Raw genomic sequence first — 25,198 nt, 5'->3', positions numbered from 1 at the left:
CGTTAACCCCCGCATGCATTCCGGTCTGATCCTGCTCCTTTGGCTGGCTGCCGTGGCCAGCATTCAACTCCTGCCCCCGCAGGCGCTCGGCGCTGCGGTGTTGGTCTGTGTTGCGCTCGCCGCGCTGCTTGCCCCAGGGCGAAGCTGGCGTCTGGTGAAGCGGGTGCGCGTGCTGCTGATTGCGATCGCCGCGCTGTTTGCATGGTTTACGCCGGGGGAAGCGCTCTTCTTCGACTGGCCCCGGCTTGGCCCGAGCCGGGAAGGTGTCGTTCTCGCTGCGGTTCATGCTGCTCGACTGCTCGCCGTGGTCTGTGCGGTGGGCATCCTGCTGGAGCGCTTGTCGTTGGAACGTCTCGTGGGCGGATTGCATGCACTGGCGCGCCCTTTGCGCCTGATCGGGGTGCCGCCCGAGCGGCTGGCCCTGCGCTTGTTGCTGGTGCTGCAGTACGTCGAGCAGTCGCCCAGGGGGCGTGCCGGTCATTGGAAAGACTGGTTGGTCGATGAGACCGGGCAGCAGACGGCCGATCCTGTCGTCCTGCGCAGGGAACGCATGGGGGGGATCGATGTGCTGGTCGCCGTATGTGTGTTCGGCGTGCTGCTGTGGTGGAGTCTGAAGTGACGCGCGTTGTGCTGGGGCTCGAGTATGCGGGTGATGCCTTCTGTGGCTGGCAGAGCCAGGCGCATGGGCGCACGGTGCAGGATGTGCTCGAGGCGGCGCTGGCGCAGATCGCTGCCGAGCCGGTGCGCCTGCATTGTGCCGGCCGCACCGACACCGGCGTGCATGCGAGTGCTCAGGTGGCGCATTTCGACACCGGCGCAAGACGTCCGGCCTCGGCCTGGGTGCGCGGCGTCAATGCCCTGCTGCCGTCATCGGTCGTGGTGCGCTGGTCGGCCGAGGCCGACGAGGACTTTCACGCCCGCTATCTCGCGTACGAAAGGCAGTATCGCTACATTCTGCACAATGCACCTACGCGGCCTGCGATGCTGACCCGGCGGGTAGGGTGGTTTCATCTGCCGCTGGACGATACGCGCATGGCGGCTGCCGCTGCGTGTCTGGTCGGCACGCACGATTTCTCCTCGTTCCGTGCCGCTGGCTGCCAGTCGAAAACGCCCGTAAGGGTGATGCGCGAGGCGCGCGTCAGTCGTCAGGGGGACTACCTGCTGTTCGATTTCCGCGCCAACGGCTTCCTGCATCACATGATCCGCAACCTGGTGGGGGCGCTCGTCTATGTTGGCAAGGGGCGTTACCCGGTCGAGTGGATGCGTGAACTCCTCGAGGCGCGTGATCGAACCCGTGCAGCGCCAACCTTCTCCCCCGATGGCCTCTATCTGTGCGGTGTGCGCTACCCGCCGCGCTGGCCGCTGCCCAACGATGGGCGTATCATCGCGCTGCCTCAGCTACCCCTCGTCTGAATGTCCCCGACCCGAATCAAGATCTGCGGCCTGACCCGCCCGCAGGACGTGCGCGCGGCCGTCGAAGCCGGTGCCGACGCGATCGGCTTCGTGTTCTATCCGCCCAGTCCGCGCGCGGTGTCCGCCGAACAGGCCGCCGAACTCGTCGCGCTGTTGCCCCCGTTCGTGAGTTCCGTAGGCCTGTTCGTGAATCCCGCGCCGGGGGAGGTGGAATCCGTGCTCGCGAGCGTCCCGCTGCAGTTTCTGCAGTTCCATGGTGACGAAACCGAGGCCGACTGTGCGCGCTTCGGTCGGCCGTGGATCAAGGCGGCCAGGATGCGCCCAGGGGTCGATCTGCTAGAATTTGCTGCATCGCACCCACGCGCCTGCGGCATCCTCGTCGACGCTTTCGTCGAGGGCTACGGCGGTGGTGGAAAAACTTTCGACTGGTCGCTGATTCCGCAGGGTTTTTCGCGACCGCTGGTCCTGTCCGGCGGACTCGATGCGGACAACGTGACCGAGGCTGTACGTCGTATCCGCCCGTGGGCGGTGGATGTGTCGAGCGGAGTCGAGAGTGCCAAGGGAATCAAGGACGCCGAGAAGATCGCTGCGTTCGTTGCCGGAGTTCGACATGCAATTGGCTGACACGCCTTATCAGTTTCCCGACGCGAGCGGACATTTCGGTCCCTATGGAGGCGTCTTCGTGTCCGAAACGCTGATGCCGGCGCTGGCCGAGCTGCGTGAAGCCTACGCAGCTTGCCAACGTGATCCGGCATTCATCGCCGAATTCGAGTACGAGCTCAAGCACTACGTCGGCCGCCCGAGCCCGATCTATCATGCCAAGCGCTGGTCTGAGATCCTGGGCGGCGCGCAGATCTACCTCAAGCGCGAGGATCTGAATCACACCGGCGCGCACAAGGTCAATAACTGCATTGGTCAGGCCATGCTTGCCCGCCGCATGGGTAAGCCGCGCGTGATCGCAGAGACCGGGGCCGGCCAGCACGGCGTCGCCACGGCCACCGTGGCTGCGCGCTACGGCATGGAGTGCGTGGTGTATATGGGCTCGGAAGACGTCAAGCGCCAGGCGGCCAATGTCTACCGCATGAAGCTGCTTGGTGCGACCGTCGTCCCGGTCGAATCCGGTTCGAAGACGCTCAAGGACGCCTTGAACGAGGCCATGCGCGATTGGGTTACCAACGTCGCCGATACCTTCTACATCATCGGCACCGTCGCCGGTCCGCACCCCTATCCGATGATGGTGCGTGATTTCCAGTCGGTGATCGGCAAGGAGTGCCTGGTGCAGATGCCGGAGATGACGGGGCGCCAGCCCGACTACGTGATCGCGTGCGTCGGCGGTGGCTCGAACGCAATGGGCATCTTCCATCCATACATCGATGTGGCGGGCGTGAAGCTCGTCGGCGTTGAGGCTGCGGGCGACGGGCTGGACAGTGGCCGTCATTCGGCCTCGCTGACCGCAGGGCGCCCCGGCGTGCTGCATGGCAACCGCACCTACCTGCTGCAGGACGAGGACGGCCAGATCATCGAGACGCATTCGGTGTCCGCGGGTCTCGACTATCCCGGAGTCGGTCCCGAGCACGCCTGGCTCAAGGACTCTTCGCGTGCCGAATATGTCGGCATCACCGACGCGGAGGCGCTCAAGGCCTTCCATGACCTTTGCCGGCTGGAGGGCATCATTCCGGCGCTCGAGTCGTCGCATGCGCTTGCCTATGCCGCCAAGCTCGCGCCGACCTTGCCCAGAGAAAAGATCCTGCTGGTCAATCTTTCCGGCCGTGGCGACAAGGACATGCACACCGTCGCCGAACGTTCCGGCATCCAGTTCTGAACCTGCCCCGGGCCGCGCAAGCGGCCCGCAGTGTGATCGAGACATGTCAAGAATCCAGACCGTTTTCCAGCGCCTGCAGGCTGAAGGCCGCAAGGCGCTGATCCCCTTCGTCACCGCCGGCTTTCCGGCGCCTGAGCTCACCCTGCCGCTGATGAATGCGCTCGTTGAAGGCGGCGCCGACATCCTCGAGCTCGGCGTGCCGTTCTCCGACCCGATGGCCGATGGCCCCACCATTCAGCGCGCTTCCGAGCGCGCGCTCGCACAGGGCATGAGCCTGCGCAAGGTGCTCGAAACCGTGCGCGTCTTCCGTGCCGCCAATGCCGATACGCCAGTGGTGTTGATGGGCTACGCCAACCCGATCGAGGCCATGGGGCCCGAGCGCTTCGTGGCTGCGGCGCGTGAGGCCGGTGTCGACGGCGTGCTGGTGGTCGATTACCCGCCCGAGGAGTGCGTGAGCTTTGCCGCCACTGCGAAGGCGGGCGGGCTCGATCCGATCTTCCTGCTTGCGCCGACCTCGTCGGAGCAGCGTTTCGCTGACGTTGCGCGTGCCGGCAGCGGCTACATCTACTACGTTTCGCTGAAGGGTGTGACTGGCAGCGCAAAACTCGACGTCGAGGAGGTTGCGCGTCGCATTCCGCAGATCCGCGCCGCGGTCGGCATGCCGGTGGGCGTGGGCTTCGGCATCCGCGATGCCGAGAGCGCGCAGCGCGTCGGTGCGGTGGCGGATGCGGTGGTGATCGGCAGCCGCATCATCGAGGAAATCGAAAACCACCCCGGGGCCGAGGTCGAGCGTGTGACCGCCTTCATGCGCGACATTCGCGTCGCGCTCGACGCCCTCGTTGCGGACAAAGGAGCCTGAACATGAGCTGGTTGCAGAAGCTGCTGCCACCGAAGATCAAGCGCGGCGATGCCTCCGCGCGCAATAAATCCATTCCTGAAGGCCTGTGGAGCAAATGCGAGGGTTGCGAGTCGGTGCTGTATCGCACCGATCTCGACGGCAACCTTGGTGTGTGCCCCAAGTGTGGCCATCACCACCGCCTGCGCGCGCGCCGTCGTCTCGATGTGCTGCTCGACGCCGACGGACGCAGCGAGATCGGCGCCGAGGTCACGCCGGTCGATGCGCTCAAGTTCAAGGATTCGCGCAAGTATCCCGACCGCCTGTCGGCAGCAACTGCCGACACCGGCGAGGCCGACGCCATGGTGGTGATGAAGGGTGCAATCAAGAGCGTGCCGGTCGTGGTCGCCTGCTTCGAGTTCGAGTTCCTCGGCGGTTCGATGGGCTCGGTCGTTGGGGAGCGCTTCGTGCGGGGTGCGAAGGTGGCCTACGAGGAACGGCTGCCCTTCATCTGTATCACCGCTTCGGGGGGGGCACGCATGCAGGAAGGCCTGCTTTCGCTGATGCAGATGGCCAAGACGACCGCCTCGGTCACCCGCCTGGCTGATCGCCGGCTGCCCTTCGTGACCGTGCTGACCGACCCGACCATGGGCGGTGTGTCGGCGAGCTTCGCCTTCATGGGGGACGTGGTGATCGCCGAACCCAATGCCCTGATCGGTTTTGCCGGCCCGCGCGTGATCGAGCAGACCGTGCGCGAGACGCTGCCCGAGGGCTTCCAGCGTGCCGAGTTCCTGCTGGAGAAGGGGGCCATCGATCTCATCGTCGATCGTCGCGAGATGCGTGAGCAACTCGCCACGCTGCTTGCGATGCTGAACCGGCAGCCTGCAGACGTGGTTGCCGACTGATGTCCGCTGAGCACGATCGTCCGGATCTCCCGGACAGCCTCGGCGCTTGGCTCGCGCTGCTCGAGCAGCGCCACGGCCAGCGTATCGAGCTCGGCCTGGAGCGGGTCGCTGCGGTTCGTGACCGTATGGCGGCCGAAAGCGATGCGGTCCTCATCACGGTGGGGGGCACCAACGGCAAGGGTTCCTGCTGCGCGATGCTCGAGAGCATCCTGCTCGCCGCAGGCTATCGCGTTGGCTGCTATACCTCGCCGCACTTGCTGCGCTACAACGAGCGCGTGAGGGTGGACGGGCACGAGGTCGACGACGGCGCCCTGCTGCGTGCCTTCGCGGCGGTGGAGGTGGCACGTGGCGACACCGTGCTGACCTATTTCGAGCACGGTACGCTTGCGGCCTGGCAGGTCTTTGCGGACGCTGCACTGGACGTGGTGATCCTTGAGGTGGGCCTCGGGGGGCGTCTGGACGCGGTCAATGTGTTCGAGCCCGACTGTGCGCTCGTCACCAGCATCGCCATGGACCACATGGACTATCTTGGCGACACGCGCGAGGCGATCGGTTTCGAGAAGGCTGGGATCTTCCGCGCCGGCCGTCCAGCGGTGTGTGGTGATCCCCAGCCCCCGGTCACGCTGGTCGAGCACGCCGCAGAGATTGGTGCGGCGCTGTGGATCAGTGGACGCGATTTCGGTTTCGGTGGCGACCGCCAGCAGTGGGGGTATTGGCGCTATGCCGAACCGCCGGCGCAAGGTGCGCTCGTCAAACGGGGTGGTATGGCCTATCCGGCCTTGCGCGGGGCCAACCAGTTGCTCAATGCCGCGGCGGTGATGACCGTGCTCGAAACCCTGCGCGACCGGCTGCCGGTGTCCATGCAGCATGTTCGTCAGGGGCTGATGCTGGTCGACGTTCCGGGGCGCTTCCAGGTACTCGCGGGTCGGCCCGCCATTGTGCTCGATGTCGCACACAACCCGCAGGCGGCGGGCGTGCTCGCCGACAATCTCGGCAACATGGGCTTCTATCCCGAGACCTGGGCGGTGCTCGGGATGCTCAACGACAAGGACGTCGAAGGCGTCGTGTCGCTGATGGCCGGGCGTGTGGACCACTGGCGGCTGGCGTCCTTGCCCGGGGGGCGCGGGCTGTCGGCCGAAGCGCTCGCCGCGCGTGTGCGTGCGGCGGGTGGCAAGGGCGATATCGCCTGTTATGGTTCGCCCATCGAAGCGCTCACGGCGGCGCAGGGAGAGGTTGGCGACGATGATAGAATCGTGGTCTTTGGATCCTTCCTGACGGTAGCGGATGCGCTCGCGGCCCTGAAGGCTGCAAGGCGCGCGTGAGGGCTGGCGTGAGCGACGCAGAAAACCTGGAGATCAAGAAGCGGGCGAGGCGCAGGCTGGTGGGTGCAATCGCGCTCGCCTTGCTTGCTGCCGTGGTGCTGCCGGTGATGATGGATCAGGAGCCGCATCCGTCGATGCAGGACATCCAGATCACCATCCCCGACCGGGACAAGGTGGCAGCGTTGCCGTCGCCGGCACCGCAGCCCGCGCCGGGAAATGACGGAGGCGTGGCGACGGTCGTGCCGGTGCCCGAGGATGATGGCGCTGCCACCGCCGAATCTGCACCGCCGCCCGTTGCGGCGCCCGCGCCTGCGAAGCCTCCTGCCGCAGGGCCGACGCCGCCGAAGGCTGCGGTCGTTCCCGAGGCACCACGACTGGCTGCGCCCGCGCGCTCGGCAGAGGAAGAGGCACGTGTGCGGGCGATCCTGGCGGGCGAGCCGGTACCCCCGCGCAGCGAATCCTTTGTGGTCCAGGTCGGGGCCTTCAGTGATGCGGCCAAGGCTGCGAAGCTCGTAGACGAACTCAAGGCAAAGGGCTTCTCGGCCTACACCGAGCCGGCGGGCCAGGTGACGCGCGTGCGCGTGGGGCCGGTCGCAGGCCGTGAAGCCGCGGACAAGGTGGTCGGACGCCTCAAGGCTGCAGGGCACCAGGCCGTGCTGCAGGCGCGCTGAACGGGACCCGATGACGGCATTCGATTACGTCTTCCTGGGCATGCTCGCGTTCTCCGCTGCGATCGGAATGTGGCGCGGGCTGGTCAGCGAGGTCATGGCGGTGCTGGCCTGGGTTGCTGCATTGTTTGCCGCCTGGCGCTATAACGAACAGGCCGCCAGCGTTTTCGAGGGTCTCATCCTCGAGCCGATGTGGCGTCAGGTCGCCGGGGGGGCGCTGGTCGTGGTCGGCGTGCTGATTCTGGTGGCGCTGCTGCGTTACCTGTTGCGCGAGCTATTGCGGGCCGCCGGGCTGGGGCCCACCGACCGCTTCTTCGGCGCATTGTTCGGCATCGCGCGCGGACTCGCGATCGCCCTCGTTGTGGTCCTGATCGGCGGTCTTGCCGGGGTGTCGCGCGAGCCCTGGTGGGCACAGTCGCTCTTTGCGCCGCCGCTGGAGTCAGTGGTGATCGCGACCAAACCCTGGCTACCCGATGTGGTGGCCGAAAAAATTCGATTCAGATAGGCGTTACTTCCATGTGCGGAATTCTCGGTGTCGTTGCCACCTCCCCCGTCAACCAGCTGCTCTACGATGGCCTGCAGGTTCTCCAGCACCGCGGTCAGGACGCGGCCGGCATCGCTACCTCGGAGGGCGGGCGCTTCCACATGCACAAGGGGTCCGGACTGGTGCGCGACGTGTTCCGCACGCGCAACATGCGCAACCTGATGGGCAACTGGGGCATCGGCCATGTGCGCTACCCGACTGCCGGCTCGGCCTACAACGCAGCAGAAGCCCAGCCCTTCTACGTGAACTCGCCCTTCGGCCTGTTGCTGGCGCACAACGGCAACCTCACGAATTCGGAATCGCTCAAGCGCGAGATGTTCCTGTCGGACCTGCGCCACATCAACACCAGCAGCGATTCCGAGGTCCTGCTCAACGTGCTTGCGCATGAGCTGCAGGCAGCCTGCAACGGCCTCAAGCTCGATGAGGACGCAATCTTCCGCGCGGTGGCGGGCGTGCATCGCCGCTGTCGCGGTGCCTATGCGGTGGTCGTGATGATCGCTGGCTACGGGCTGCTCGCCTTCCGCGACCCCTTCGGCATCCGCCCGCTCGTGGTGGGGCGCAACGACACCGGGGCGGGGGCGGAATGGCTGGTGGCATCCGAGTCGGTCGCCCTCGACGTCCTCGGGTTCAAGCTGCTGCGCGACGTGGAGCCGGGGGAGGCGGTGCTGGTGGATGTGGATGGCAATTTCCACAGCCGCCAGTGCGCGAGCAAGACGGTGCACGCCCCGTGCATGTTCGAATACGTTTACCTGGCGCGCCCGGACTCCATCATCGATGGCGTCTCGGTGTATGAATCGCGCATGAAGATGGGCGAGTTTCTTGCGGATCGCATGAAGCGCACGATGCCGAACGTTCACATCGACGTGGTCATCCCGATTCCGGACTCCAGCCGCCCCTCTGCCATGCAGATGGCGCACCGGCTCGGCCTGCCGTTCCGCGAGGGCTTCGTCAAGAACCGCTATATCGGGCGGACCTTCATCATGCCCGGTCAATCCACGCGCAAGAAATCGGTGCGGCAGAAGCTCAACACCATCCATCAGGAATTCCGGGGCAAGAGCGTGCTGCTGGTGGACGACTCGATCGTGCGTGGCACCACGAGCAAGGAAATCGTGAATATGGCGCGCGAGGCCGGTGCGACAAAGGTATACCTCGCCTCCGCCGCGCCCCCGGTGCGGCACGCGAACGTCTATGGCATTGATATGCCGACGCGGGGCGAGTTGATTGCCAGTGATCGCAGCGAGGACGAGATCTGCCGCGAGATCGGTGCGGACGGGCTGATCTACCAGGATCTGGACGATCTGAAGGCGTCAGTGCGTGCGCTGAACCCCTCGCTCAGCTTCTTCGAGACTTCGTGCTTCGATGGCCAGTACGTCACGGGCGACATTACCGCGGAGTACCTGAACGGGGTGGAGAACCAGCGTGGCGAGCTCAAGCCCGCCAAGCAAGACGGCCACGACGATGCGGACGATGGCCAGCTTGACCTGAACCTCGCCGGTGAGAATGAGGGCTGAGCCTGCCCCCCATGGTACGGAAGACCTTGATGAGCAATTTCGATCCCGCATCCCTTCGCCCCGACACCCTTGCTGTCCGCGCCGGCATCGAGCGCACGCAGTTCCGCGAGCATGGCGAGGCGATGTACCTGACCTCCAGCTTCGTGTTCGAGAGCGCGGAGCAGGCGGCAGCCTGCTTCTCCGGCGCGGAGGAGGGCTACGTCTATGCGCGCTTCTCCAACCCGACCGTAACTGCGATGCAGACCCGGCTCGCCGCGCTGGAAGGTGCGGAAGCCTGCGTCGCCACCGCGTCGGGCATGTCGGCGATCATGTCGCTGGTGATGGCGCTGCTGCAGGCGGGTGACCACATCGTGGCGTCGAATGGACTCTTCGGCGCCACGCAGCAGTTGTTCGGCAACATCCTGTCCAGGTTCGGCATCGAAACCAGCTTCGTGCCGGCCACGGACCTGCAGGCCTATCGGGATGCGGTGCGCCCGCGGACGAAGCTGTTCTTCGTCGAAACCCCATCGAATCCGCTTACCGAGGTGGTGGACATCGCTGCGGTCGCGGGCGTGGCGCATGAGGCCGGGGCGCTGCTCGCCGTGGATAACTGCTTTTGCACGCCGGTGCTGCAGCGTCCGCTGGCGCTGGGCGCCGATGTCGTCGTGCACTCGGCCACCAAATACCTGGACGGGCAGGGCAGGGTGCTGGGCGGGGCGGTCGCGGGACGCAAGACGGTCACCGATGAAGTGTTCAAATTTTTGCGCACTGCCGGGCCGACGCTGTCGCCGTTCAATGCCTGGGTGATTCTGAAAGGACTGGAGACGCTGCGCATCCGCATGCAGGCGCAGTGCGCGAGCGCGCTGGAGCTTGCGGGCTGGCTCGAGGCGCAGCCCGGCGTGACCCGCGTCTTCTATCCGGGTCTGCCGTCCCATCCGCAGCATGCGCTCGCGATGCGACAGCAGAAGGCGGGCGGGGCGGTCGTCAGTTTCGAGGTGGCGGGTGGGCGCGAAGCCGCCTGGCGCGTCATCGACAACACCCGCTTGATCTCCATTACGGCCAACCTCGGCGACACCAAGACCACGATCACCCATCCCGCGACGACCACGCATGGGCGGATCTCGTCCGAGGCACGCGCCGCGTCGGGGATTGGCGACGGGCTGCTGCGGGTGGCGGTCGGTCTCGAGGACGTGGACGACCTGAAGGAAGACCTCGCGCGCGGCCTGAAGCGTTGAGAACGCCCTGCATGCAACAAACGGAGACGCTTCAGCGAAAGGTTACTGTTTTGTTGCGGTGAAGTTGCATTACCATTGCGTCCCCGTGACGAGCGTACCGTTCCGCGTACGCCGGGATTCGCAATGGCGGTGTCGGCATGCGCGTTGGAAGACTGCTCAGGTTTCTGGCCATTCTGGCTGGATGTATGCTCTATGCGGTGCCGAGATGGCTGACGGACGAGTTCGGTCGCGTCAGCATCGACCAGATCCTGTATCACCTCCGCTTCGGCTCCGAAGGCGTGCTGAGCAGCGATCCCGAGCTCATTCGCCGCTTCCTGTGGCGGGCGTTGGCCTTGCCGGCCGCGCTCGCAGTGCTGCTGTGGGGCGTGGACGGTTGGCTGCGTCATCTGCGCGGGCATCCCGATGCCTGGCCGCGGCCCTGGCTGCGTCGTGCCGGCCGGGCGCTTGCGGTGGCCTTGAGGTGGGCAGCGCACCACACCGCGCCGCGCATCGTCCCGCTGATGGTGCTGGGTGCGGGGGTTGCCTTCTTCGTGGACAGTTTCTCGGTAGCGCGCTATGTGCGCGGCTACTTCGGGGATGATTACTTCGCCGAAGCCTATGTGGATCCTGGCCGTGCAACGCTGCAGCGGGTGGGCAAGCAGCCCAAGAGCCTGGTGCTGATCTATGTCGAAAGCCTGGAGACGAGCTATTCCGATCCGGCCCTGTTCGGCCACGACCTGCTGCACCGACTGAATGCGCTGAAGTCCCGACCGGGCGTGGTCTCCTTCGACAGCTATCGCGAGTTGATGGGAGCGCACTTCACGATCGCCAGCCTCGTCTCTACCCAGTGCGGCGTTCCCCTGAAATCGATCGCGATGTTCGGCGGCAACGTTCAGGGCGAGAAGGTGGAGCGCTACCTGCCGCGTGCGCGCTGCCTGGGCGATCTCCTTGCCGCAGAGGGCTACCGCAACGTGTTCCTGAATGGCTCTAGCCTAGCCTTCGCGGGGGTCGGCAAGTTTTTTCACGACCATCGCTACCACCGCGTGATGGGACGGGAGGAGTGGATCGAGGCGGGCGAGCCGCCGGCCGGGATGAGCGGTTGGGGGCTGCGGGACGATGCGTTGTTCCGCCGTGCCCGCGCGGAACTCGGGCAGCTGATGAAGTCGAAGCAGCCCTTCAATCTCACCGTGCTGACCATCGATACTCATCACCCCTATGGTCACCTGTCGCCGGAATGCGCGCGCCGCGGCCACGAGGGCTTCGAAGGGGTCGTTGAGTGCACCGCGGATCTGGTGGCCGAGTTCGTGGAGTACATCATTGCCCGTGGCTGGCTTGATCGCGTCGCGATCGTGGTGCAGGGCGACCACCTGGCGATGGGCAATTCCTCGTATCAGAAGCTGGTGCGCAATCCCGAACGCCGTGTGTTCAACCTGCTGATCTCGAACGATGCCAAGCTTGCGGCGAATACCCGGGAAGTCACCCACTTCGACATGCTGCCGACCATCCTGGATCTGGTAGGGTTGCAGGTGAAAGACGGGCGTGCCGGGCTGGGCTACTCGGCGATCGGACCGGTGCGGGCGCCACGGCCACCCAACCACGTTGCCAGCATGTCCGAGAAAGTGCTCGATTACAGTGCCACCTATCGCTCGCTGTGGGAGCCGCCCGAGCATCTGGCCGAGCAGCCTCGCCCGGCGCCGCCTCAGCCGGCAGCGGTCGATGCTGCGGTGAACGAACTGCCGTCGTAGCGCAGCCAGCAGGCCTCGCCGCGCCAGTCGGGGAGCACCCGCCGCTCGCAGGGATGTCCGTCGAGCGTGAAGCGGTGGGTGTCGGGGCGGTGGGTATGGCCGTGCACCAGCACCGGGAACCCGTGTTGGCGCAGCAAGGCCGCGACGGCGTCCGCATTGACGTCCATGATCTCCAAGGACTTGTCAGCCTTCGCCGCCTCGCTCTTCTGCCGCAGACCGGCGATGAAGGTCTTGCGCGCAGCCAGCGGCTGAGCGAGAAAGCCAGCTTGCCACCCAGGGTCGCGCACCTGCTTGCGGAAGGCCTGGTAGGCTAGATCGTCCGTGCACAGCGCGTCTCCGTGGGCGAGCAGCAGCGTCGGGGCTTGCGCTCCGGTCCCGAAGCGCACAGGGGCAGGGTCGGTGAGCAGGGTGGCGCCGATCGCGGCGGCGAACCTCGGGCCCGCGAGGAGATCGCGATTGCCGGTCATGAAGAAGACCGCAGTTCCCCGGTCGACGAGTGCCCGGACCGCTGCGGCGATGCGGGCGTTGAAAGGGGTCTCCAGGTCGTCGTCGCCCGCCCAGTATTCGAACAGGTCGCCGAGGATGAAGAGGCTAGCGGCCTCGCGCGCTGGCCCCTGCAGGAAAGAGAGGAAGGCGGAGACGTTGGCCGGTTCGTCCTCGTTCAGGTGCAGGTCGGAAATGAACAATGCCGGAAGTGCCGCGCGGGCGGCTTCCGGCATTGCTGCGGTACCCCCGCCCTTTTGGGAGGGGGTACCGGGTGCGCGTTCGCGGGTGGGCACGATCAGACGACTTCGGCGCGCTCGATGACCACGTCCTCTTTCGGCACGTCCTGGTGGAAGCCGCTCGAGCCGGTCTTGACCTTGCGGATGGCGTCCACCACGTCCAGCCCTTCGGTGACACGGCCGAACACGCAGTAACCCCAGCCTTGCAGGTCGGGCGAGCGGTAGTTGAGGAATTCGTTGTCGGCGACGTTGATGAAGAACTGTGCCGTGGCCGAGTGCGGGGCCTGTGTGCGCGCCATCGCGATCGTGCCGCGCTCGTTCTTGAGGCCGTTGTCGGCCTCATTCTTGATCTGTTCGCCGGTGGGCTTCTGGGTCATGCCCGGCTCGAAGCCGCCGCCCTGGATCATGAAGCCGTCGATGACGCGGTGGAAGATCGTGTTGTCGTAGTGGCCGGATTCGACGTAGGCGAGGAAGTTGGCCACGGTAGCCGGGGCTTTCTCAGCGTCGAGTTCGAGGGTGATGACGCCATGGTTGGTGTGCAGTTTGACTGCCATGTGATGCTCTCCTGGGGTGATTCGCGTGTCGTTCCGGCACCCTGTGTGCCGGGCGTCGGGGCAGGTCGATGCCTACTTGCTGGCCTTGCTGGCCGGGGCGGGGGTTTCGAGCAGGCGGGCGCTCTCCACGACTACCGGCTCGAGTGGCACGTTCTGGTGCATGCCGAGGTTGCCGGTGGCCAGTTTGCCGATCTTCTCCACCACGTCCATGCCGCGGACGACCTTGCCAAACACGGCATATCCCCAGCCGTCTCGGGACGGGTAGTCGAGGAAGGTGTTGGGCTTGAGGTTGATGAAGAACTGCGCGGTGGCCGAGTGCGGGTCGGAGGTGCGCGCCATCGCCAGCGTGCCGGGTTCGTTGCGCAGGCCGTTCTTCGCCTCGTTCTCGATCGGGGCGCGGGTGGCCTTCTGGTTCATCTGTGCGTCGAACCCGCCGCCCTGGATCATGAAGCCGTCGATCACGCGGTGGAAGACGGTGCCGTCGTAAAAGCCGTCCTTCACGTACTGCACGAAGTTCTCGGCGGATTTCGGCGCTTTGTCCGCGTAGAGTTCGACGACGATTTCGCCCTGATTGGTCTTCATCTCGACCATCGGGTTGGCCGCAAGGGCGGGCATGGTCAGGGTGGCGGAAGCGGCGAGGGCGAACAGGTATTTCTTCATGGAACCTCCGGGGGCTGGAGGGCGCATGCACCGGATGCTGCGCCCTTGCGGCGTGAGGAGAAGGCTTTTGCGTGCGTGCTATACTCGCGCGCTTGCCAGGGTGGGGCCGCGTTCGGGAACGAGGCGGAATTCTAGCAACAAGCCCACACCCCCACAATCGCGCGCCCCTCACGCAGCGGGGCGCCGCGCTGGTACCCGACCTTCCGACCACCGTACTCTTCTGTCGTCCGGACCGATGCTCTCGATCTACAACACGCTCTCGCGCAGTAAGGAAGTCTTCAAGCCCATCGAACCCGGAAAGGTCCGCATGTACGTGTGCGGCATGACGGTGTATGACTTCTGTCACCTCGGCCATGCGCGGGTGATGGTGGTGTTCGACATGGTGGCACGCTGGCTGCGGGCAAGTGGCCTGGACGTCACTTACGTGCGCAACATCACCGACATCGACGACAAGATCATCCGCCGCGCGCAGGAGAACGGCGAGAGCATCCGCCAGCTCACCGACCGCTTCATCGCCGCAATGCATGAGGATGCAGACGCGCTCGGCGTTCTGCGCCCCGAGCACGAGCCGCGCGCCACGGACTACGTTGCGCAGATGCAGTCGCTGATCTCGCGCCTGGAGCAGAAGGGCCTCGCCTACGTCGCGGCGAACCGCGACGTGTGCTACGCGGTGCGCAAATTCGACGGCTACGGCAAGCTGTCGGGCAAGTCGCTCGACGAACTGCGCGCCGGCGAGCGCGTGGACGTGGCGCAGGACAAGAATGATCCACTCGATTTCGTGTTGTGGAAGCATGCCAAGACCGAGGAGCCTGGGGAGGTAAAGTGGGCTTCGCCCTGGGGCGAGGGGCGTCCCGGCTGGCACATCGAGTGCTCGGCGATGAGCTCGGACCTGCTCGGCGACCACTTCGACATCCACGGTGGCGGCATGGACCTGCAGTTTCCCCACCATGAGAACGAAATCGCACAGTCGGAAGGCGCGCATGGTCACGCCTTCGTCAATTACTGGATGCACAACGGCTTCGTACGCGTCGACGACGAGAAGATGTCGAAGTCGCTCGGCAACTTCTTCACCATCCGCGAGGTGCTGCAGAAGTACGACCCCGAGGTGGTGCGCTTCTTCATCCTGCGGGCGCACTATCGCAGTGCGCTCAACTATTCCGACGCCCACCTGGAAGACGCCCGCAACGCGCTCACCCGCCTGTACACCGCCTTGAAGAACGTGCCGGCGCACGGTGATGCCGTGGTCGACTGGAACGAGCCGCACGCCAAGCGCTTCCGCGCTGCGATGGACGACGATTTCAACACTGCCGAGGCGGTGGCCGTGTTGTTCGAGCTTGCCAACGAGCTCAACCGTGGCGCCTCGCCGGCGCTTGCGGTGCAGCTGAAGGCGCTTGCGGGCGTGCTCGGCCTGCTCGGCCGCGCGCCGCAGGCTTTCCTTCAGGCGGGGGCGCCGGACGCGGGCGGGCTGGATGCCGAAGTGATCGAGGTCAGGATCGCCGAGCGCACCGCCGCCAAGAAGGCGAAGAACTTTGCCGAGGCCGACCGCATCCGTGCTGCGCTGACCGAGGCGGGCGTCATCCTCGAGGATGGCCCCGGCGGAACCACCTGGCGCCGCGCCTGAGGCGGCGTTCCAGCGCCGCAACGCATCTGCACAAACCGCACCGCACACGCACTGCATAAGGAACCTGCACATGATCATCACCGGCTTCCAGAGCCTGCTCGACGCCGCCCGCAAGCAACCCGAGCCGCAGCGCCTGCTGCTGGTGTTCACGCGCGCCGAACTCCCCGAGAACGCCACGCCCGAGCAGCGCGCCAGCTTTGAGCAGGGCGAGGGTGGTGCGCTGGTGCCGGTGATGTATGTCGACAAGCGTCCGGAAGAACTGCAGAGCTTCGAGGAGCTGGTCGAGGAGTCGCGCCACACCGGTCAGAGCTGGGACATGATGTTCGTCGGCTGCCTGAGCGGCCAGGCGGGGCGCGAGCCGAGCGACGACACGGTGCAAAAGGCGCTCGAAACCATGCTCATGTCGATCCAGGGTGGCATCGTCGCCCACCTGCTGGCCTACCGCCCGAACGGTGAACAGGTTTGGCTGCCCGACCAGGCGGAAGGCCTGGCCTGATCGTCTTCCTGCGGCCGGAGCGTTCCGCCGGCCACGCGCAATGAAAGCGGCCCGCGATTCGGTGTGAATCGCGGGCCGCTTTCATCCGCCCCGGTGGACAGGGGCGGTTTTACGTGCCGACGCTCAGGTGCCGAAGAAGTCGCGCACCTTGTCCATCCAACCCTTGGCCTTCGGGTTGTGGCGGTCGGCATTGCCGCTGGAGATCTCTTCGAACTCCCGCAGCAACTCCTTCTGGCGTTCGGTCAGGTTCACCGGGGTCTCGACCACGACATGGCACATCAGGTCGCCATGCACGTGGCTACGCACGTTCTTGATGCCCTTGCCGCGCAGGCGGAATACTTTGCCGCTCTGCGTCTCGGCCGGAATCTTGAGCCGTGCCATGCCGTCCAGCGTGGGGATCTCGATCTCGCCGCCGAGCGCCGCAGTGCTGATGCTGATCGGCATCTCGCAGTGCAGATCGTCATGGTCGCGCTCGAAAACGGCATGCTTGCGGATGTGAATCTCGACGTAGAGATCGCCCGGTGGTCCACCATTGACGCCCGGCTCGCCATGCCCGGCGTGTCGCAGGCGCATGCCTTCGTCGATGCCTGCGGGGATCTTCACCTCTAGCGTCTTCTGCTTCTTCACTCGGCCGGCGCCGCCGCAGTCGCGGCAGGGGTCAGGGATGATCTTGCCGCTGCCGTGGCACTTCGGACAGGTTTGCTGGATCGAGAAGAAGCCCTGCTGCACGCGAACCTGGCCGTGGCCGTTGCAGGTGGGGCAGGGCTTGGGCTGGGTGCCGGGCTTGGCGCCGCTGCCGTGGCAGGTGCCGCACTCCTCGACGGTGGGGATGCGGATCGTCTTCTCGGCGCCGCGCGCGGCTTCTTCGAGCGTGATCTCAAGGTTGTAGCGCAGGTCGGCGCCGCGATAGACGTTCGAGCGCCCGCCGCGTCCGCCGCCACCGAACAGGTCGCCGAAGATGTCGCCGAAGGCGTCGGCAAACCCACCCTCGAAGCCCTGTGCGCCGGGGCCCGCGCCCATGGACGGATCCACGCCGGCGTGGCCGTAGCGGTCGTAGGCGGCCTTCTTCTGCGGGTCGGAGAGCATCTCGTAGGCCTCCTTGGCCTCCTTGAACTTCTCCTCCGCCTCCTTGTTGTCCGGATTGCGGTCCGGGTGGTACTTCATGGCCAGCTTGCGGTAGGCCTTCTTGATCTCGTCGTCGCCCGCGTCGCGGTTGACGCCGAGGACTTCGTAGTAATCCCTTTTGGACATGGTGCTTCGCTCAGTCTGGTCTCAAGCAAAGGCCGAGCCGGCACCGGAGCAGGGCTCCGGCGGGGCTCGGCCGCGAAGGATTCGCCAGAGTGACGATTACTTCTTGTCCTTCACTTCGGTGAATTCGGCATCCACTACATCGGCATCGTCGGCCTTGCCGCCGGCCTGCTGGCCGCCTGCGCCGGCACCCGGCTGGGCGCCGCCTTCGGCCTGGGCGTACATCTGCTCGCCGAGCTTCTGCGCGGCCATCGCCAAGGCCTGGCTCTTGGCCTCGATGCTGTCCTTGTCACCGCTCTTGATCGCCTCTTCGGCGTCCTTCATCGCGGCCTCGATCTTGGACTTCTCGTCCTCGGAGAGCTTGTCGCCGTACTCGGTCAGCGCCTTGCGGGTCGAGTGCACCAGCGCGTCGCACTGGTTGCGAGCGTCGACCAACTCGTGCGCCTTCTTGTCTTCCTCGGCGTGCGCTTCGGCGTCGCGTACCATGCGCTCGACCTCGTCGTCCGACAGGCCGGAGTTGGCCTGGATCTTGATCTTGTTCTCCTTGCCGGTGGCCTTGTCCTTTGCCGACACGTGCAGGATGCCGTTGGCGTCGATGTCGAAGGTGACCTCGATCTGCGGCATGCCGCGCGGCGCCGGCGGGATGTCCGACAGGTTGAACTGGCCCAGGCTCTTGTTGCCCGAGGCCATCTCGCGCTCGCCCTGCAGCACGTGGATGGTCACGGCCGACTGGTTGTCGTCGGCGGTCGAGAACACCTGCGAGGCCTTGGTCGGAATCGTGGTGTTCTTCTGGATCAGCTTGGTCATCACGCCGCCCAGGGTTTCGATGCCGAGCGACAGCGGGGTCACGTCTAGCAGCAGCACATCCTTGACTTCGCCCTGCAGCACGCCGCCCTGGATGGAGGCGCCCACTGCCACGGCTTCGTCCGGGTTCACGTCACGGCGCGGCTCCTTGCCGAAGAATTCCTTCACCTTGTCGATGACCTTGGGCATGCGGGTCTGGCCACCGACGAGGATCACGTCGTCGATGTCGGACACCTTGAGGCCGGCGTCCTTCAGCGCGATGCGGCAGGGCTCGATCGAGCGCTCGATCAGCTCTTCCACCAGCGACTCGAACTTGGCGCGGGTGATCTTGATCGCGAGGTGCTTGGGGCCCGAGGCGTCGGCGGTGATGTACGGCAGGTTGATCTCGGTCTGCTGGCCCGAGGACAGCTCGATCTTGGCCTTCTCGGCGGCTTCCTTCAGGCGCTGCAGCGCGAGCACGTCGTTCTTGAGATCGACGCCCTGTTCCTTTTTGAACTCGGTGACGATGTAGTCGATGATGCGCTGGTCGAAGTCCTCGCCACCCAGGAAGGTGTCGCCGTTGGTGGCCAGCACTTCGAACTGGTGCTCGCCGTCGAGATCGGCGATCTCGATGATCGAGATGTCGAAGGTGCCGCCGCCGAGGTCATACACTGCGATCTTGGAGTCGCCCGGCTTCTTGTCCATGCCGAAGGCGAGCGCGGCGGCGGTGGGCTCGTTGATGATGCGTTTGACTTCCAGACCGGCGATGCGGCCGGCGTCCTTGGTGGCCTGGCGCTGGCTGTCGTTGAAGTAGGCCGGCACGGTGATGACCGCCTCGGTGACTTCCTCGCCGAGGTAGTCCTCGGCGGTCTTCTTCATCTTGCGCAGGATCTCGGCGGACACCTGCGGCGGCGCGATCTTCTTGCCGCGCACTTCCACCCAGGCGTCGCCGTTGTCGGCCTTGGAGATCGTGAAGGGCATCATCGCGATGTCCTTCTGCACTTCCTTCTCCTCGAAGCGACGGCCGATGAGGCGCTTGATCGCGAACAGGGTGTTCTTGGCGTTGGTGACTGCCTGGCGCTTGGCCGGCGCGCCCACCAGGATCTCGCCGTCTTCTGCGTAGGCGACGATGGAAGGCGTGGTGCGTGCGCCTTCGGAGTTCTCGATGACCTTCGGCTTGCCGCCTTCCATCACGGAGACGCAGCTGTTGGTGGTGCCGAGGTCGATGCCGATGATCTTGCCCATGAGTGTTCCTCTTTAGTCTGTTCAGTCTGTATCTGGGGCGCGCAGCGGTGGGTGCGCCAGTCTGCTTCGAATATGGGGCGGCTTGCCCGGCTTTCAAGCGCGCCGCACGAAAAACCTGACGAGGCCTACTGGCTCTTGCCCTTCGAGACCATCACCATGGCGGGACGGATCACGCGCTCGCTGAGTAGATAGCCCTTCTGCAGCACAGTCACCACCGTGTTGGCCTCGGCGTCGGCCTCGACCATGCTGATTGCCTGGTGCTTGTTCGGGTCGAACCTCTGGCCGAGGGGGTTCTCCTCGGCAAGGCTGGCGCTCTCGAATGCCGCGACCAGTTGCTTCAGGGTGAGCTCGACGCCTTCACGCAGGGTTTCGACGGTCTGGTTCTCCGTGGCGAGCGCAGCCTCCAGGCTATCCTTGACCGGCAGCATCGCGGTGGCGAACTTCTCGGCTGCGAACTTGCCCGCCTTGACGATGTCCTCCTGCGCGCGGCGGCGCACGTTCTCGGTCTCGGCCTTGGCGCGCAGCCAGGCGTCGTGGTGCTCCGCAGCCTTCAGTTCAGCTTGGCGCAGCGCTTCCTCGATGCCGGGCATGCTGTCGATGCCGCGTTCCGGGGAAGCGTCCTGTGTGGCATGGCCAGCTTCCACTCCTGACTGGGCATGGGTGTCCTGGGTCTGGGCGAGCTCGTGCTCGGTCGTGTTCGGGCTGGCCTGATTGGGGTCCTGCATGTCGGTCGTGCTCCCTGTTGATCCGAAACAGTCCGGTAGCTGGGGATGACGCGCTGGATTTCAAGAGCTGCCAGCAAGAAATCGGTGGCCGAAGCTTTGGGCTGCCGTGTGCCATCCGGAGGGCGCTTCTGCCGCGCCAGGGCAGGGCGGCTGATGCCCTCCGTGCGTGGTAAGATCACGTGTTTTGGTTTTCGCGGCTCGTCCGCCTGCAAGCATGACCCAGTTCGCCAAGGAAACCCTGCCGATCAGCCTCGAAGAGGAGATGCGCCACTCCTATCTCGATTACGCGATGAGCGTGATCGTGGGGCGTGCGCTGCCCGATGCGCGCGATGGCCTCAAGCCGGTGCATCGGCGCGTGCTGTTCGCAATGCACGAGTTGTCCAACGACTGGAATCGCGCGTACAAGAAGTCTGCGCGTATCGTCGGCGACGTCATCGGTAAGTACCACCCGCACGGCGACACCGCGGTGTACGACACCATCGTGCGCATGGCGCAGGACTTTTCGCTGCGCTACATGCTGGTCGATGGTCAGGGCAACTTCGGCTCCGTCGATGGCGACAACGCGGCGGCGATGCGTTACACCGAAATCCGCATGGCGCGCATCGGTCACGAGCTGCTGGCCGACATCGAAAAGGAAACGGTCGACTTCGGCCCGAACTACGATGGTTCCGAGAGGGAGCCGCTGGTTCTGCCCACCCGCATTCCCAATCTGCTCATCAATGGTTCGAGCGGAATCGCGGTGGGCATGGCGACCAACATTCCGCCGCACAACCTGGGCGAGGTGGTCGAGGCCTGCCTGAAGCTGCTCGCCGAGCCCGACACAGACATCGAGGCGCTGATCGACATCATCCAGGCGCCGGACTTTCCGACCGCCGGTCTGATCTATGGCCTGCATGGCGTGCGCGAGGGCTACCGCACTGGCCGTGGGCGCGTGATCATGCGTGCCCGTACCCACTTCGAGCCGATCGGCAAGACCGATCGCCAGGCGATCATCGTCGACGAGCTGCCTTACCAGGTGAACAAGCGCACCCTGCAGGAGCGCATGGCCGAGCTGGTCAACGAGAAGAAGATCGAGGGCATCAGCGAGATCCGCGACGAGTCCGACAAGTCGGGCATGCGCCTCGTCATCGAGTTGAAGCGCGGCGAGATGCCCGAGGTGGTGCTCAATAAGCTCTTCAAGCACACCCAGCTGCAGGACAGCTTCGGCATGAACATGGTGGCGCTGGTTGACGGCAAGCCGCGCCTGCTGAACCTCAAGCAGATGCTGGTGTGCTTCCTCGAGCACCGGCGCGAGGTCGTCACCCGCCGCACCATCTTCGAGCTGAAGAAGGCGCGCGACCGGGGTCACGTCCTCGAAGGCCTTGCGGTGGCGCTGTCCAACGTCGACGAGATCATCGCTCTCATCAAGGCCGCACCCACGCCCGCGGACGCCAAGCGCGGGCTGATGGCGCGCGAGTGGCGCTCGGCGCTGGTCGAAGAGATGCTGTCGCGCGCGCTCGCCGACAGCTACCGCCCGGAAGGGCTCGATCCGCAATACGGGCTGCAGGCACAGGGCTATCGCCTGTCCGAGACCCAGGCCCAGGCCATCCTCGAGCTGCGCCTGCAGCGCCTCACCGGCCTCGAGCAGGACAAGATCGTCGGCGAATACCGCGAGGTCATGGACGTCATCACCGACCTGCTCGATATCCTCGCCCGCCCTGAGCGCATCACCGCGATCATCGTCGAGGAGCTCACCGCGGTGCGCAACCAGTTTGGCGATCCTCGCCGCTCCGAGCTGGTGATGAACACCGCCGAGATCAACATCGAGGATCTGATCACGCCGGAAGACATGGTCGTCACCCTGTCGCACACCGGGTACTTCAAGCGCCAGCCGCTCGCCGACTACCGCGCCCAGCGCCGTGGCGGCCGCGGCAAGCAGGCCACCTCGATGAAGGACGAGGACTTCATCGACCACCTCTTCGTCGCCAACACGCACGACACCGTGCTTTGCTTCTCCAGCCGCGGCCGTTGCTACTGGCTCAAGGTATACGAGGTGCCCGAGGGCACGCGCAACTCGCGTGGCAAGCCCATCGTGAACCTCTTCCCGCTGCTCGAAGGTGAGAAGATCACCGCGGTGCTGCCGATCAAGGAGTTCGACGAAGAGCACTTCGTGTTCATGGCGACTTCGGAAGGTACGGTCAAGAAAACCGCACTGACCGCGTTCTCCAACCCGCGCAAGGCCGGAATCATCGCGGTCAACCTGGATGACGGCGACCACCTGATTGGCGTGGCCATCACCGACGGCCAGTGCGACGTGATGCTCTTCTCCGACGCCGGCAAGGCCGTGCGCTTCGCAGAGACCGACGTGCGCCCGATGGGACGCGAGGCACGCGGCGTACGCGGCATGATGCTCGAGGACGGCCAGGCCGTGATCGCCATGCTGGTGGCCAAGGATGAGTCGCAGTCGGTGCTGACCGCGACCGAGAACGGTTTCGGCAAGCGCACGCCGGTCGCCGAGTATACCCGCCACGGCCGTGGCACCAAGGGCATGATCGCGATCCAGACCAGTGATCGCAATGGCAAGCTGGTCGCTGCGGTGCTGGTCGAGCCAAGCGACGAGATCATGCTGATCTCCACCGGTGGAGTGCTGATTCGCACAGGCGTGGAGAGCATCCGTGAGATGGGGCGCTCGACCCAGGGCGTGACGCTGATCAACCTCGACGACGGCACGTACCTCGCGAGCGTGGAGAAGGTGGCCGAGTCGGAGTCCGACGAGAGCATGCGTGTCAACGGTGACGGCGCCGAAGAGGATGACGAGGCTGCAGGTGACGCGGGTTCGAACCCCGCGTCGGGCGAGGGTGGATCCCCGGCGGCCGGAGACGAAGGAGAGGCCTGATGAGCCGCGTGTGGAACTTCAGCGCCGGCCCTGCGGCGCTGCCTGAAGAAGTGTTGCGTCAGGCCGCCGCAGAGATGCTGGACTGGCATGGCGCCGGCATGGGCGTGATGGAGATGAGCCATCGCGGCAAGGAGTTCACCGCCATTGCTGCGCAGGCGGAGGCCGACCTGCGCGAGCTGCTTGCGGTGCCGGCCAACTACCGTGTCCTCTTCATGCAGGGCGGGGCGATCGCGGAGAACGCGATCATCCCGATGAACCTGATGGGCGACAAGCGCGTGGCCGATTACGTGGTCACCGGCGCGTGGTCGCAGAAGTCGCAGAAGGAGGCGCGCAAGTACGCAGAGGTGAACATCGCCGCGTCGTCTGAGGCGGGTGGCTTCACGACCGTGCCCGCGATAGCGGAGTGGAAGCTTTCCGCCGATCCCGCCTACGTGTTCACTTGCACCAACGAGACCATCGGTGGCCTCGAGTATCCCTTCGAGCCCGACCTCGCACAGGTCGGCCGCGGCGAGGTGCCGGTGGTGGCGGACATGTCCTCGCACATCCTGTCGCGCGTGATCGACGTGTCGAAGTACGGCCTGATCTTCGGTGGGGCGCAGAAGAACATCGGCCCCGCGGGGCTGACCATCGTGATCGTGCGCGAGGACCTGCTCGGGCGGGCGATGCCGCACTGTCCCACCGCCTTCGACTTCAAGACCGTGGCGGACAACGGCTCGATGTACAACACTCCACCCACCTACGGTATCTACATCGCCGGCCTTGTCTTCCAGTGGCTCAAGCGCCAGGGCGGGGTGGCTGCGATCGAGGCACAGAACGTCGCCAAGGCAAGGCTGCTGTACGACTTCCTCGACGCCAGCGATTTCTACGAGAATCGCATCGACCCGGCCTGCCGCTCGCGCATGAACGTGCCCTTCTTCCTGAAGGACGAGGCGCTCAACGAAGCCTTCCTCGCCGAATCGAAGGCCGCCGGGCTGGTGCAGCTGAAGGGACACAAGTCGGTCGGCGGCATGCGCGCGTCGATCTACAACGCGATGCCGCTCGAGGGCGTGCAGGCCCTGGTGCGCTTCATGCACGATTTCGCCGCCCGCCGCGGTTGAAGTCGGGTGGGCACAGGCAGGGCCGCACGGAAATACGGAACGAAAACAGGATGCAAGCCGGAGGGGCCACGGGCCGAGCATGAGCGACGAACTGCTGAAACTGCGCAACGAGATCGACCGCATCGACGAGGAGATCCTCGCCCGCCTCGCCGAGCGCGCGCGCTGCGCGCAGCGCGTGGGCGAGATCAAGCGCGGGGTGATGTACTACCGCCCCGAGCGCGAGGCCCAGGTGTTGCGCCGCCTGGCCGAGCTCAACCCCGGTCCGCTTTCCGCGGATGCGGTGAAGACCATCTTCCGCGAGGTGATGTCGGCGTGCCTCGGGCTCGAGCAGCCGCTGCGCGTGGCCTACCTTGGCCCCGCCGGCACGTTCTCGGAGAGCGCGAGCCGCAAGCATTTCGGCTCCGCACCCAACTTCATGCCGATGGCGGCGATTGATGATGTCTTCCGCGCGGTCGAGGCCGGCAATGCCGACTACGGGGTGGTGCCGGTGGAGAATTCCACCGAGGGCGCCGTCGGTGGCACGCTCGACCTGCTGCTTGCCAATCCGCTCAAGGTCTGCGGCGAGGTGCGCCTGCGCATCCACCAGCAGCTGATGTCGCGCGCGGACGGCATCGGCGCCGCGCGGCGCATCTATTCGCACGCGCAGTCGCTGGCGCAGTGCCATGAGTGGCTCAACCGCAACCTGCCGCACCTCCCGCGCATTCCTGTTGCGAGCAACGCCGAGGCGGCGCGCATGGCCGCCGAGGACTCCGAGTCCTGCGCCATCGCCGGCGAAGCGGCGGCACAGCTGTATGGGCTCAACATTCTCGCGCCCAATATCGAGGATGACCCCAACAACACCACGCGTTTCCTGGTCATCGCAGATCACGATGCAGGGCCTTCGGGTCATGACCGGACATCGCTGGTGTTCTCGTCGCCCAATCGCCCCGGGGCCATTCACGGCTTGCTCGAGCCGATGGCACGTCACGGAGTGGACATGACCAAGCTGCAGTCGCGCCCGGCGCGCTCCGGGCTGTGGGAGTACGTGTTCTACGCCGACATCAACGGCCACCGCGAGGATCCTGCGGTCGCTGCAGCACTGAGTGAACTCGGTGAACGCGCCGCGTTCGTGAAGATCATCGGTTCCTACCCGGTCGCGGCGATCTGAGCCTGCCCGGGGGCGTCGCCGTCCCCGGCGCTGCAGTCGACCCGGATCCGGACACCACCCGGTTCGC

General features: G+C 65.6%; 23 protein-coding genes. 17 read left to right on the top strand and 6 right to left on the bottom strand.

Features of this window, described 5'->3' with window-relative positions; genetic code table 11:
• Nucleotides 1-13 precede the first annotated feature (13 nt).
• From ACNKW1_RS02665 to ACNKW1_RS02610, 12 genes are all read left to right on the top strand, one after another.
• Nucleotides 14-619 carry a CbiQ family ECF transporter T component gene (locus ACNKW1_RS02665; protein WP_418363047.1) on the top strand — a complete coding sequence of 202 codons (606 nt, stop codon included), beginning with the start codon at nucleotides 14-16 and terminating at the stop codon, nucleotides 617-619.
• On the top strand, nucleotides 616-1,413 hold the full coding sequence (gene truA, locus ACNKW1_RS02660; protein ID WP_418363046.1) for a tRNA pseudouridine(38-40) synthase TruA: 798 nt from the start codon (nucleotides 616-618) through the stop codon (nucleotides 1,411-1,413). Before ACNKW1_RS02665 ends, truA begins: the two co-directional genes overlap by 4 nt.
• A complete protein-coding gene (locus ACNKW1_RS02655; protein WP_418363045.1) occupies nucleotides 1,414-2,037 on the top strand; it encodes a phosphoribosylanthranilate isomerase in 624 nt (207 codons plus the stop codon). It abuts the gene before it with no gap.
• Complete coding sequence (trpB, locus tag ACNKW1_RS02650; protein ID WP_418363044.1) at nucleotides 2,024-3,235, top strand: tryptophan synthase subunit beta; 1,212 nt, start codon at nucleotides 2,024-2,026, stop codon at nucleotides 3,233-3,235. Before ACNKW1_RS02655 ends, trpB begins: the two co-directional genes overlap by 14 nt.
• A 43-nt stretch (nucleotides 3,236-3,278) precedes the next feature.
• A complete protein-coding gene (gene trpA / locus ACNKW1_RS02645) occupies nucleotides 3,279-4,094 on the top strand; it encodes a tryptophan synthase subunit alpha (RefSeq protein ID WP_418363043.1) in 816 nt (271 codons plus the stop codon).
• A 2-nt stretch (nucleotides 4,095-4,096) separates the two neighbouring features.
• Nucleotides 4,097-4,975, top strand: coding sequence for an acetyl-CoA carboxylase, carboxyltransferase subunit beta (gene accD, locus ACNKW1_RS02640; protein ID WP_418363042.1), 879 nt, complete (start codon nucleotides 4,097-4,099; stop codon nucleotides 4,973-4,975).
• On the top strand, nucleotides 4,975-6,297 hold the full coding sequence (gene folC / locus ACNKW1_RS02635) for a bifunctional tetrahydrofolate synthase/dihydrofolate synthase (protein ID WP_418363041.1): 1,323 nt from the start codon (nucleotides 4,975-4,977) through the stop codon (nucleotides 6,295-6,297). Before accD ends, folC begins: the two co-directional genes overlap by 1 nt.
• An 8-nt stretch (nucleotides 6,298-6,305) precedes the next feature.
• Nucleotides 6,306-6,968 (top strand): SPOR domain-containing protein, encoded by a 663-nt coding sequence (locus tag ACNKW1_RS02630; RefSeq protein ID WP_418363040.1) that lies wholly within the window; start codon nucleotides 6,306-6,308, stop codon nucleotides 6,966-6,968.
• Nucleotides 6,969-6,978: 10 nt separating this feature from the next.
• Nucleotides 6,979-7,470 carry a CvpA family protein gene (locus ACNKW1_RS02625; RefSeq protein WP_418363039.1) on the top strand — a complete coding sequence of 164 codons (492 nt, stop codon included), beginning with the start codon at nucleotides 6,979-6,981 and terminating at the stop codon, nucleotides 7,468-7,470.
• A gap of 11 nt (nucleotides 7,471-7,481) precedes the next feature.
• Nucleotides 7,482-9,020, top strand: coding sequence for an amidophosphoribosyltransferase (gene purF / locus ACNKW1_RS02620; protein ID WP_418363038.1), 1,539 nt, complete (start codon nucleotides 7,482-7,484; stop codon nucleotides 9,018-9,020).
• 29 nt (nucleotides 9,021-9,049) lie between these two features.
• Nucleotides 9,050-10,234: an O-succinylhomoserine sulfhydrylase gene (locus ACNKW1_RS02615; RefSeq protein WP_418363037.1), complete on the top strand. Its 1,185-nt coding sequence runs from the start codon at nucleotides 9,050-9,052 to the stop codon at nucleotides 10,232-10,234.
• Between the two features lie 137 nt (nucleotides 10,235-10,371).
• Entirely contained in the window at nucleotides 10,372-11,958 is a 1,587-nt protein-coding gene (locus ACNKW1_RS02610) for a sulfatase-like hydrolase/transferase (RefSeq protein WP_418363036.1), read from the top strand.
• Here the strand turns inward: ACNKW1_RS02610 and ACNKW1_RS02605 are convergent.
• The 3 genes from ACNKW1_RS02605 to ACNKW1_RS02595 form a co-directional block, all read right to left on the bottom strand.
• Complete coding sequence (locus ACNKW1_RS02605; protein ID WP_418363035.1) at nucleotides 11,913-12,677, bottom strand: UDP-2,3-diacylglucosamine diphosphatase; 765 nt, start codon at nucleotides 12,675-12,677, stop codon at nucleotides 11,913-11,915. The genes ACNKW1_RS02610 and ACNKW1_RS02605 overlap by 46 nt on opposite strands.
• Nucleotides 12,678-12,739: 62 nt before the next feature.
• Nucleotides 12,740-13,234 carry a peptidylprolyl isomerase gene (locus tag ACNKW1_RS02600; protein ID WP_418363034.1) on the bottom strand — a complete coding sequence of 165 codons (495 nt, stop codon included), beginning with the start codon at nucleotides 13,232-13,234 and terminating at the stop codon, nucleotides 12,740-12,742.
• A 72-nt stretch (nucleotides 13,235-13,306) separates the two neighbouring features.
• Entirely contained in the window at nucleotides 13,307-13,894 is a 588-nt protein-coding gene (locus ACNKW1_RS02595) for a peptidylprolyl isomerase (RefSeq protein WP_418363033.1), read from the bottom strand.
• Nucleotides 13,895-14,129: 235 nt separating this feature from the next.
• Here ACNKW1_RS02595 and cysS point away from each other — a divergent pair, with 235 nt between their 5' ends.
• Entirely contained in the window at nucleotides 14,130-15,515 is a 1,386-nt protein-coding gene (gene cysS / locus ACNKW1_RS02590; protein ID WP_418363032.1) for a cysteine--tRNA ligase, read from the top strand.
• Nucleotides 15,516-15,585: 70 nt separating this feature from the next.
• Nucleotides 15,586-16,011 carry a ribonucleotide reductase subunit alpha gene (locus tag ACNKW1_RS02585; RefSeq protein ID WP_418363031.1) on the top strand — a complete coding sequence of 142 codons (426 nt, stop codon included), beginning with the start codon at nucleotides 15,586-15,588 and terminating at the stop codon, nucleotides 16,009-16,011.
• Nucleotides 16,012-16,134: 123 nt separating this feature from the next.
• On the opposite strand, the gene dnaJ is transcribed toward ACNKW1_RS02585, so the two are convergent.
• From dnaJ to grpE, 3 genes are all read right to left on the bottom strand, one after another.
• Nucleotides 16,135-17,262 (bottom strand): molecular chaperone DnaJ, encoded by a 1,128-nt coding sequence (dnaJ, locus tag ACNKW1_RS02580; RefSeq protein WP_418363030.1) that lies wholly within the window; start codon nucleotides 17,260-17,262, stop codon nucleotides 16,135-16,137.
• A 96-nt stretch (nucleotides 17,263-17,358) separates the two neighbouring features.
• Nucleotides 17,359-19,287: a molecular chaperone DnaK gene (gene dnaK, locus ACNKW1_RS02575; RefSeq protein WP_418363029.1), complete on the bottom strand. Its 1,929-nt coding sequence runs from the start codon at nucleotides 19,285-19,287 to the stop codon at nucleotides 17,359-17,361.
• 125 nt (nucleotides 19,288-19,412) lie between these two features.
• Complete coding sequence (grpE, locus tag ACNKW1_RS02570) at nucleotides 19,413-20,012, bottom strand: nucleotide exchange factor GrpE (protein ID WP_418363028.1); 600 nt, start codon at nucleotides 20,010-20,012, stop codon at nucleotides 19,413-19,415.
• A 214-nt stretch (nucleotides 20,013-20,226) separates the two neighbouring features.
• Here grpE and gyrA point away from each other — a divergent pair, with 214 nt between their 5' ends.
• The 3 genes from gyrA to pheA all read left to right on the top strand — a co-directional run bounded on the left by gyrA (nucleotide 20,227) and on the right by pheA (nucleotide 25,131).
• Nucleotides 20,227-22,887, top strand: a complete 2,661-nt coding sequence (gene gyrA / locus ACNKW1_RS02565; protein ID WP_418363027.1) for a DNA gyrase subunit A — start codon at nucleotides 20,227-20,229, stop codon at nucleotides 22,885-22,887.
• Nucleotides 22,887-23,984: a 3-phosphoserine/phosphohydroxythreonine transaminase gene (serC, locus tag ACNKW1_RS02560; RefSeq protein WP_418363026.1), complete on the top strand. Its 1,098-nt coding sequence runs from the start codon at nucleotides 22,887-22,889 to the stop codon at nucleotides 23,982-23,984. The genes gyrA and serC overlap by 1 nt, the downstream gene beginning before the upstream one ends.
• 79 nt (nucleotides 23,985-24,063) lie before the next feature.
• Complete coding sequence (pheA, locus tag ACNKW1_RS02555; RefSeq protein ID WP_418363025.1) at nucleotides 24,064-25,131, top strand: prephenate dehydratase; 1,068 nt, start codon at nucleotides 24,064-24,066, stop codon at nucleotides 25,129-25,131.
• Nucleotides 25,132-25,198 lie beyond the last annotated feature (67 nt).

The sequence above is a fragment of the Thauera sp. WH-2 genome, assembly GCF_048321015.1.
GTDB lineage: Bacteria > Pseudomonadota > Gammaproteobacteria > Burkholderiales > Rhodocyclaceae > Thauera.
The sequence above is the reverse complement of the archived record's forward strand: the minus strand, read 5'-3'. Positions and strand labels throughout refer to the sequence as shown.

Coding starts and splice junctions, on each gene's coding strand:
- gyrA (WP_418363027.1), top strand. CDS start 20,227: ATGACCCAGTTCGCCAAGGAAACCCTGCCGATCAGCCTCGAAGAGGAG.
- dnaK (WP_418363029.1), bottom strand. CDS start 19,287: ATGGGCAAGATCATCGGCATCGACCTCGGCACCACCAACAGCTGCGTC.
- ACNKW1_RS02665 (WP_418363047.1), top strand. CDS start 14: ATGCATTCCGGTCTGATCCTGCTCCTTTGGCTGGCTGCCGTGGCCAGC.
- serC (WP_418363026.1), top strand. CDS start 22,887: ATGAGCCGCGTGTGGAACTTCAGCGCCGGCCCTGCGGCGCTGCCTGAA.
- ACNKW1_RS02615 (WP_418363037.1), top strand. CDS start 9,050: ATGAGCAATTTCGATCCCGCATCCCTTCGCCCCGACACCCTTGCTGTC.
- ACNKW1_RS02610 (WP_418363036.1), top strand. CDS start 10,372: ATGCGCGTTGGAAGACTGCTCAGGTTTCTGGCCATTCTGGCTGGATGT.
- purF (WP_418363038.1), top strand. CDS start 7,482: ATGTGCGGAATTCTCGGTGTCGTTGCCACCTCCCCCGTCAACCAGCTG.
- pheA (WP_418363025.1), top strand. CDS start 24,064: ATGAGCGACGAACTGCTGAAACTGCGCAACGAGATCGACCGCATCGAC.
- folC (WP_418363041.1), top strand. CDS start 4,975: ATGTCCGCTGAGCACGATCGTCCGGATCTCCCGGACAGCCTCGGCGCT.
- accD (WP_418363042.1), top strand. CDS start 4,097: ATGAGCTGGTTGCAGAAGCTGCTGCCACCGAAGATCAAGCGCGGCGAT.
- trpA (WP_418363043.1), top strand. CDS start 3,279: ATGTCAAGAATCCAGACCGTTTTCCAGCGCCTGCAGGCTGAAGGCCGC.
- dnaJ (WP_418363030.1), bottom strand. CDS start 17,262: ATGTCCAAAAGGGATTACTACGAAGTCCTCGGCGTCAACCGCGACGCG.
- ACNKW1_RS02605 (WP_418363035.1), bottom strand. CDS start 12,677: ATGCCGGAAGCCGCCCGCGCGGCACTTCCGGCATTGTTCATTTCCGAC.
- ACNKW1_RS02625 (WP_418363039.1), top strand. CDS start 6,979: ATGACGGCATTCGATTACGTCTTCCTGGGCATGCTCGCGTTCTCCGCT.
- ACNKW1_RS02595 (WP_418363033.1), bottom strand. CDS start 13,894: ATGAAGAAATACCTGTTCGCCCTCGCCGCTTCCGCCACCCTGACCATG.
- ACNKW1_RS02600 (WP_418363034.1), bottom strand. CDS start 13,234: ATGGCAGTCAAACTGCACACCAACCATGGCGTCATCACCCTCGAACTC.
- cysS (WP_418363032.1), top strand. CDS start 14,130: ATGCTCTCGATCTACAACACGCTCTCGCGCAGTAAGGAAGTCTTCAAG.
- ACNKW1_RS02655 (WP_418363045.1), top strand. CDS start 1,414: ATGTCCCCGACCCGAATCAAGATCTGCGGCCTGACCCGCCCGCAGGAC.
- grpE (WP_418363028.1), bottom strand. CDS start 20,012: ATGCAGGACCCCAATCAGGCCAGCCCGAACACGACCGAGCACGAGCTC.
- ACNKW1_RS02585 (WP_418363031.1), top strand. CDS start 15,586: ATGATCATCACCGGCTTCCAGAGCCTGCTCGACGCCGCCCGCAAGCAA.
- trpB (WP_418363044.1), top strand. CDS start 2,024: ATGCAATTGGCTGACACGCCTTATCAGTTTCCCGACGCGAGCGGACAT.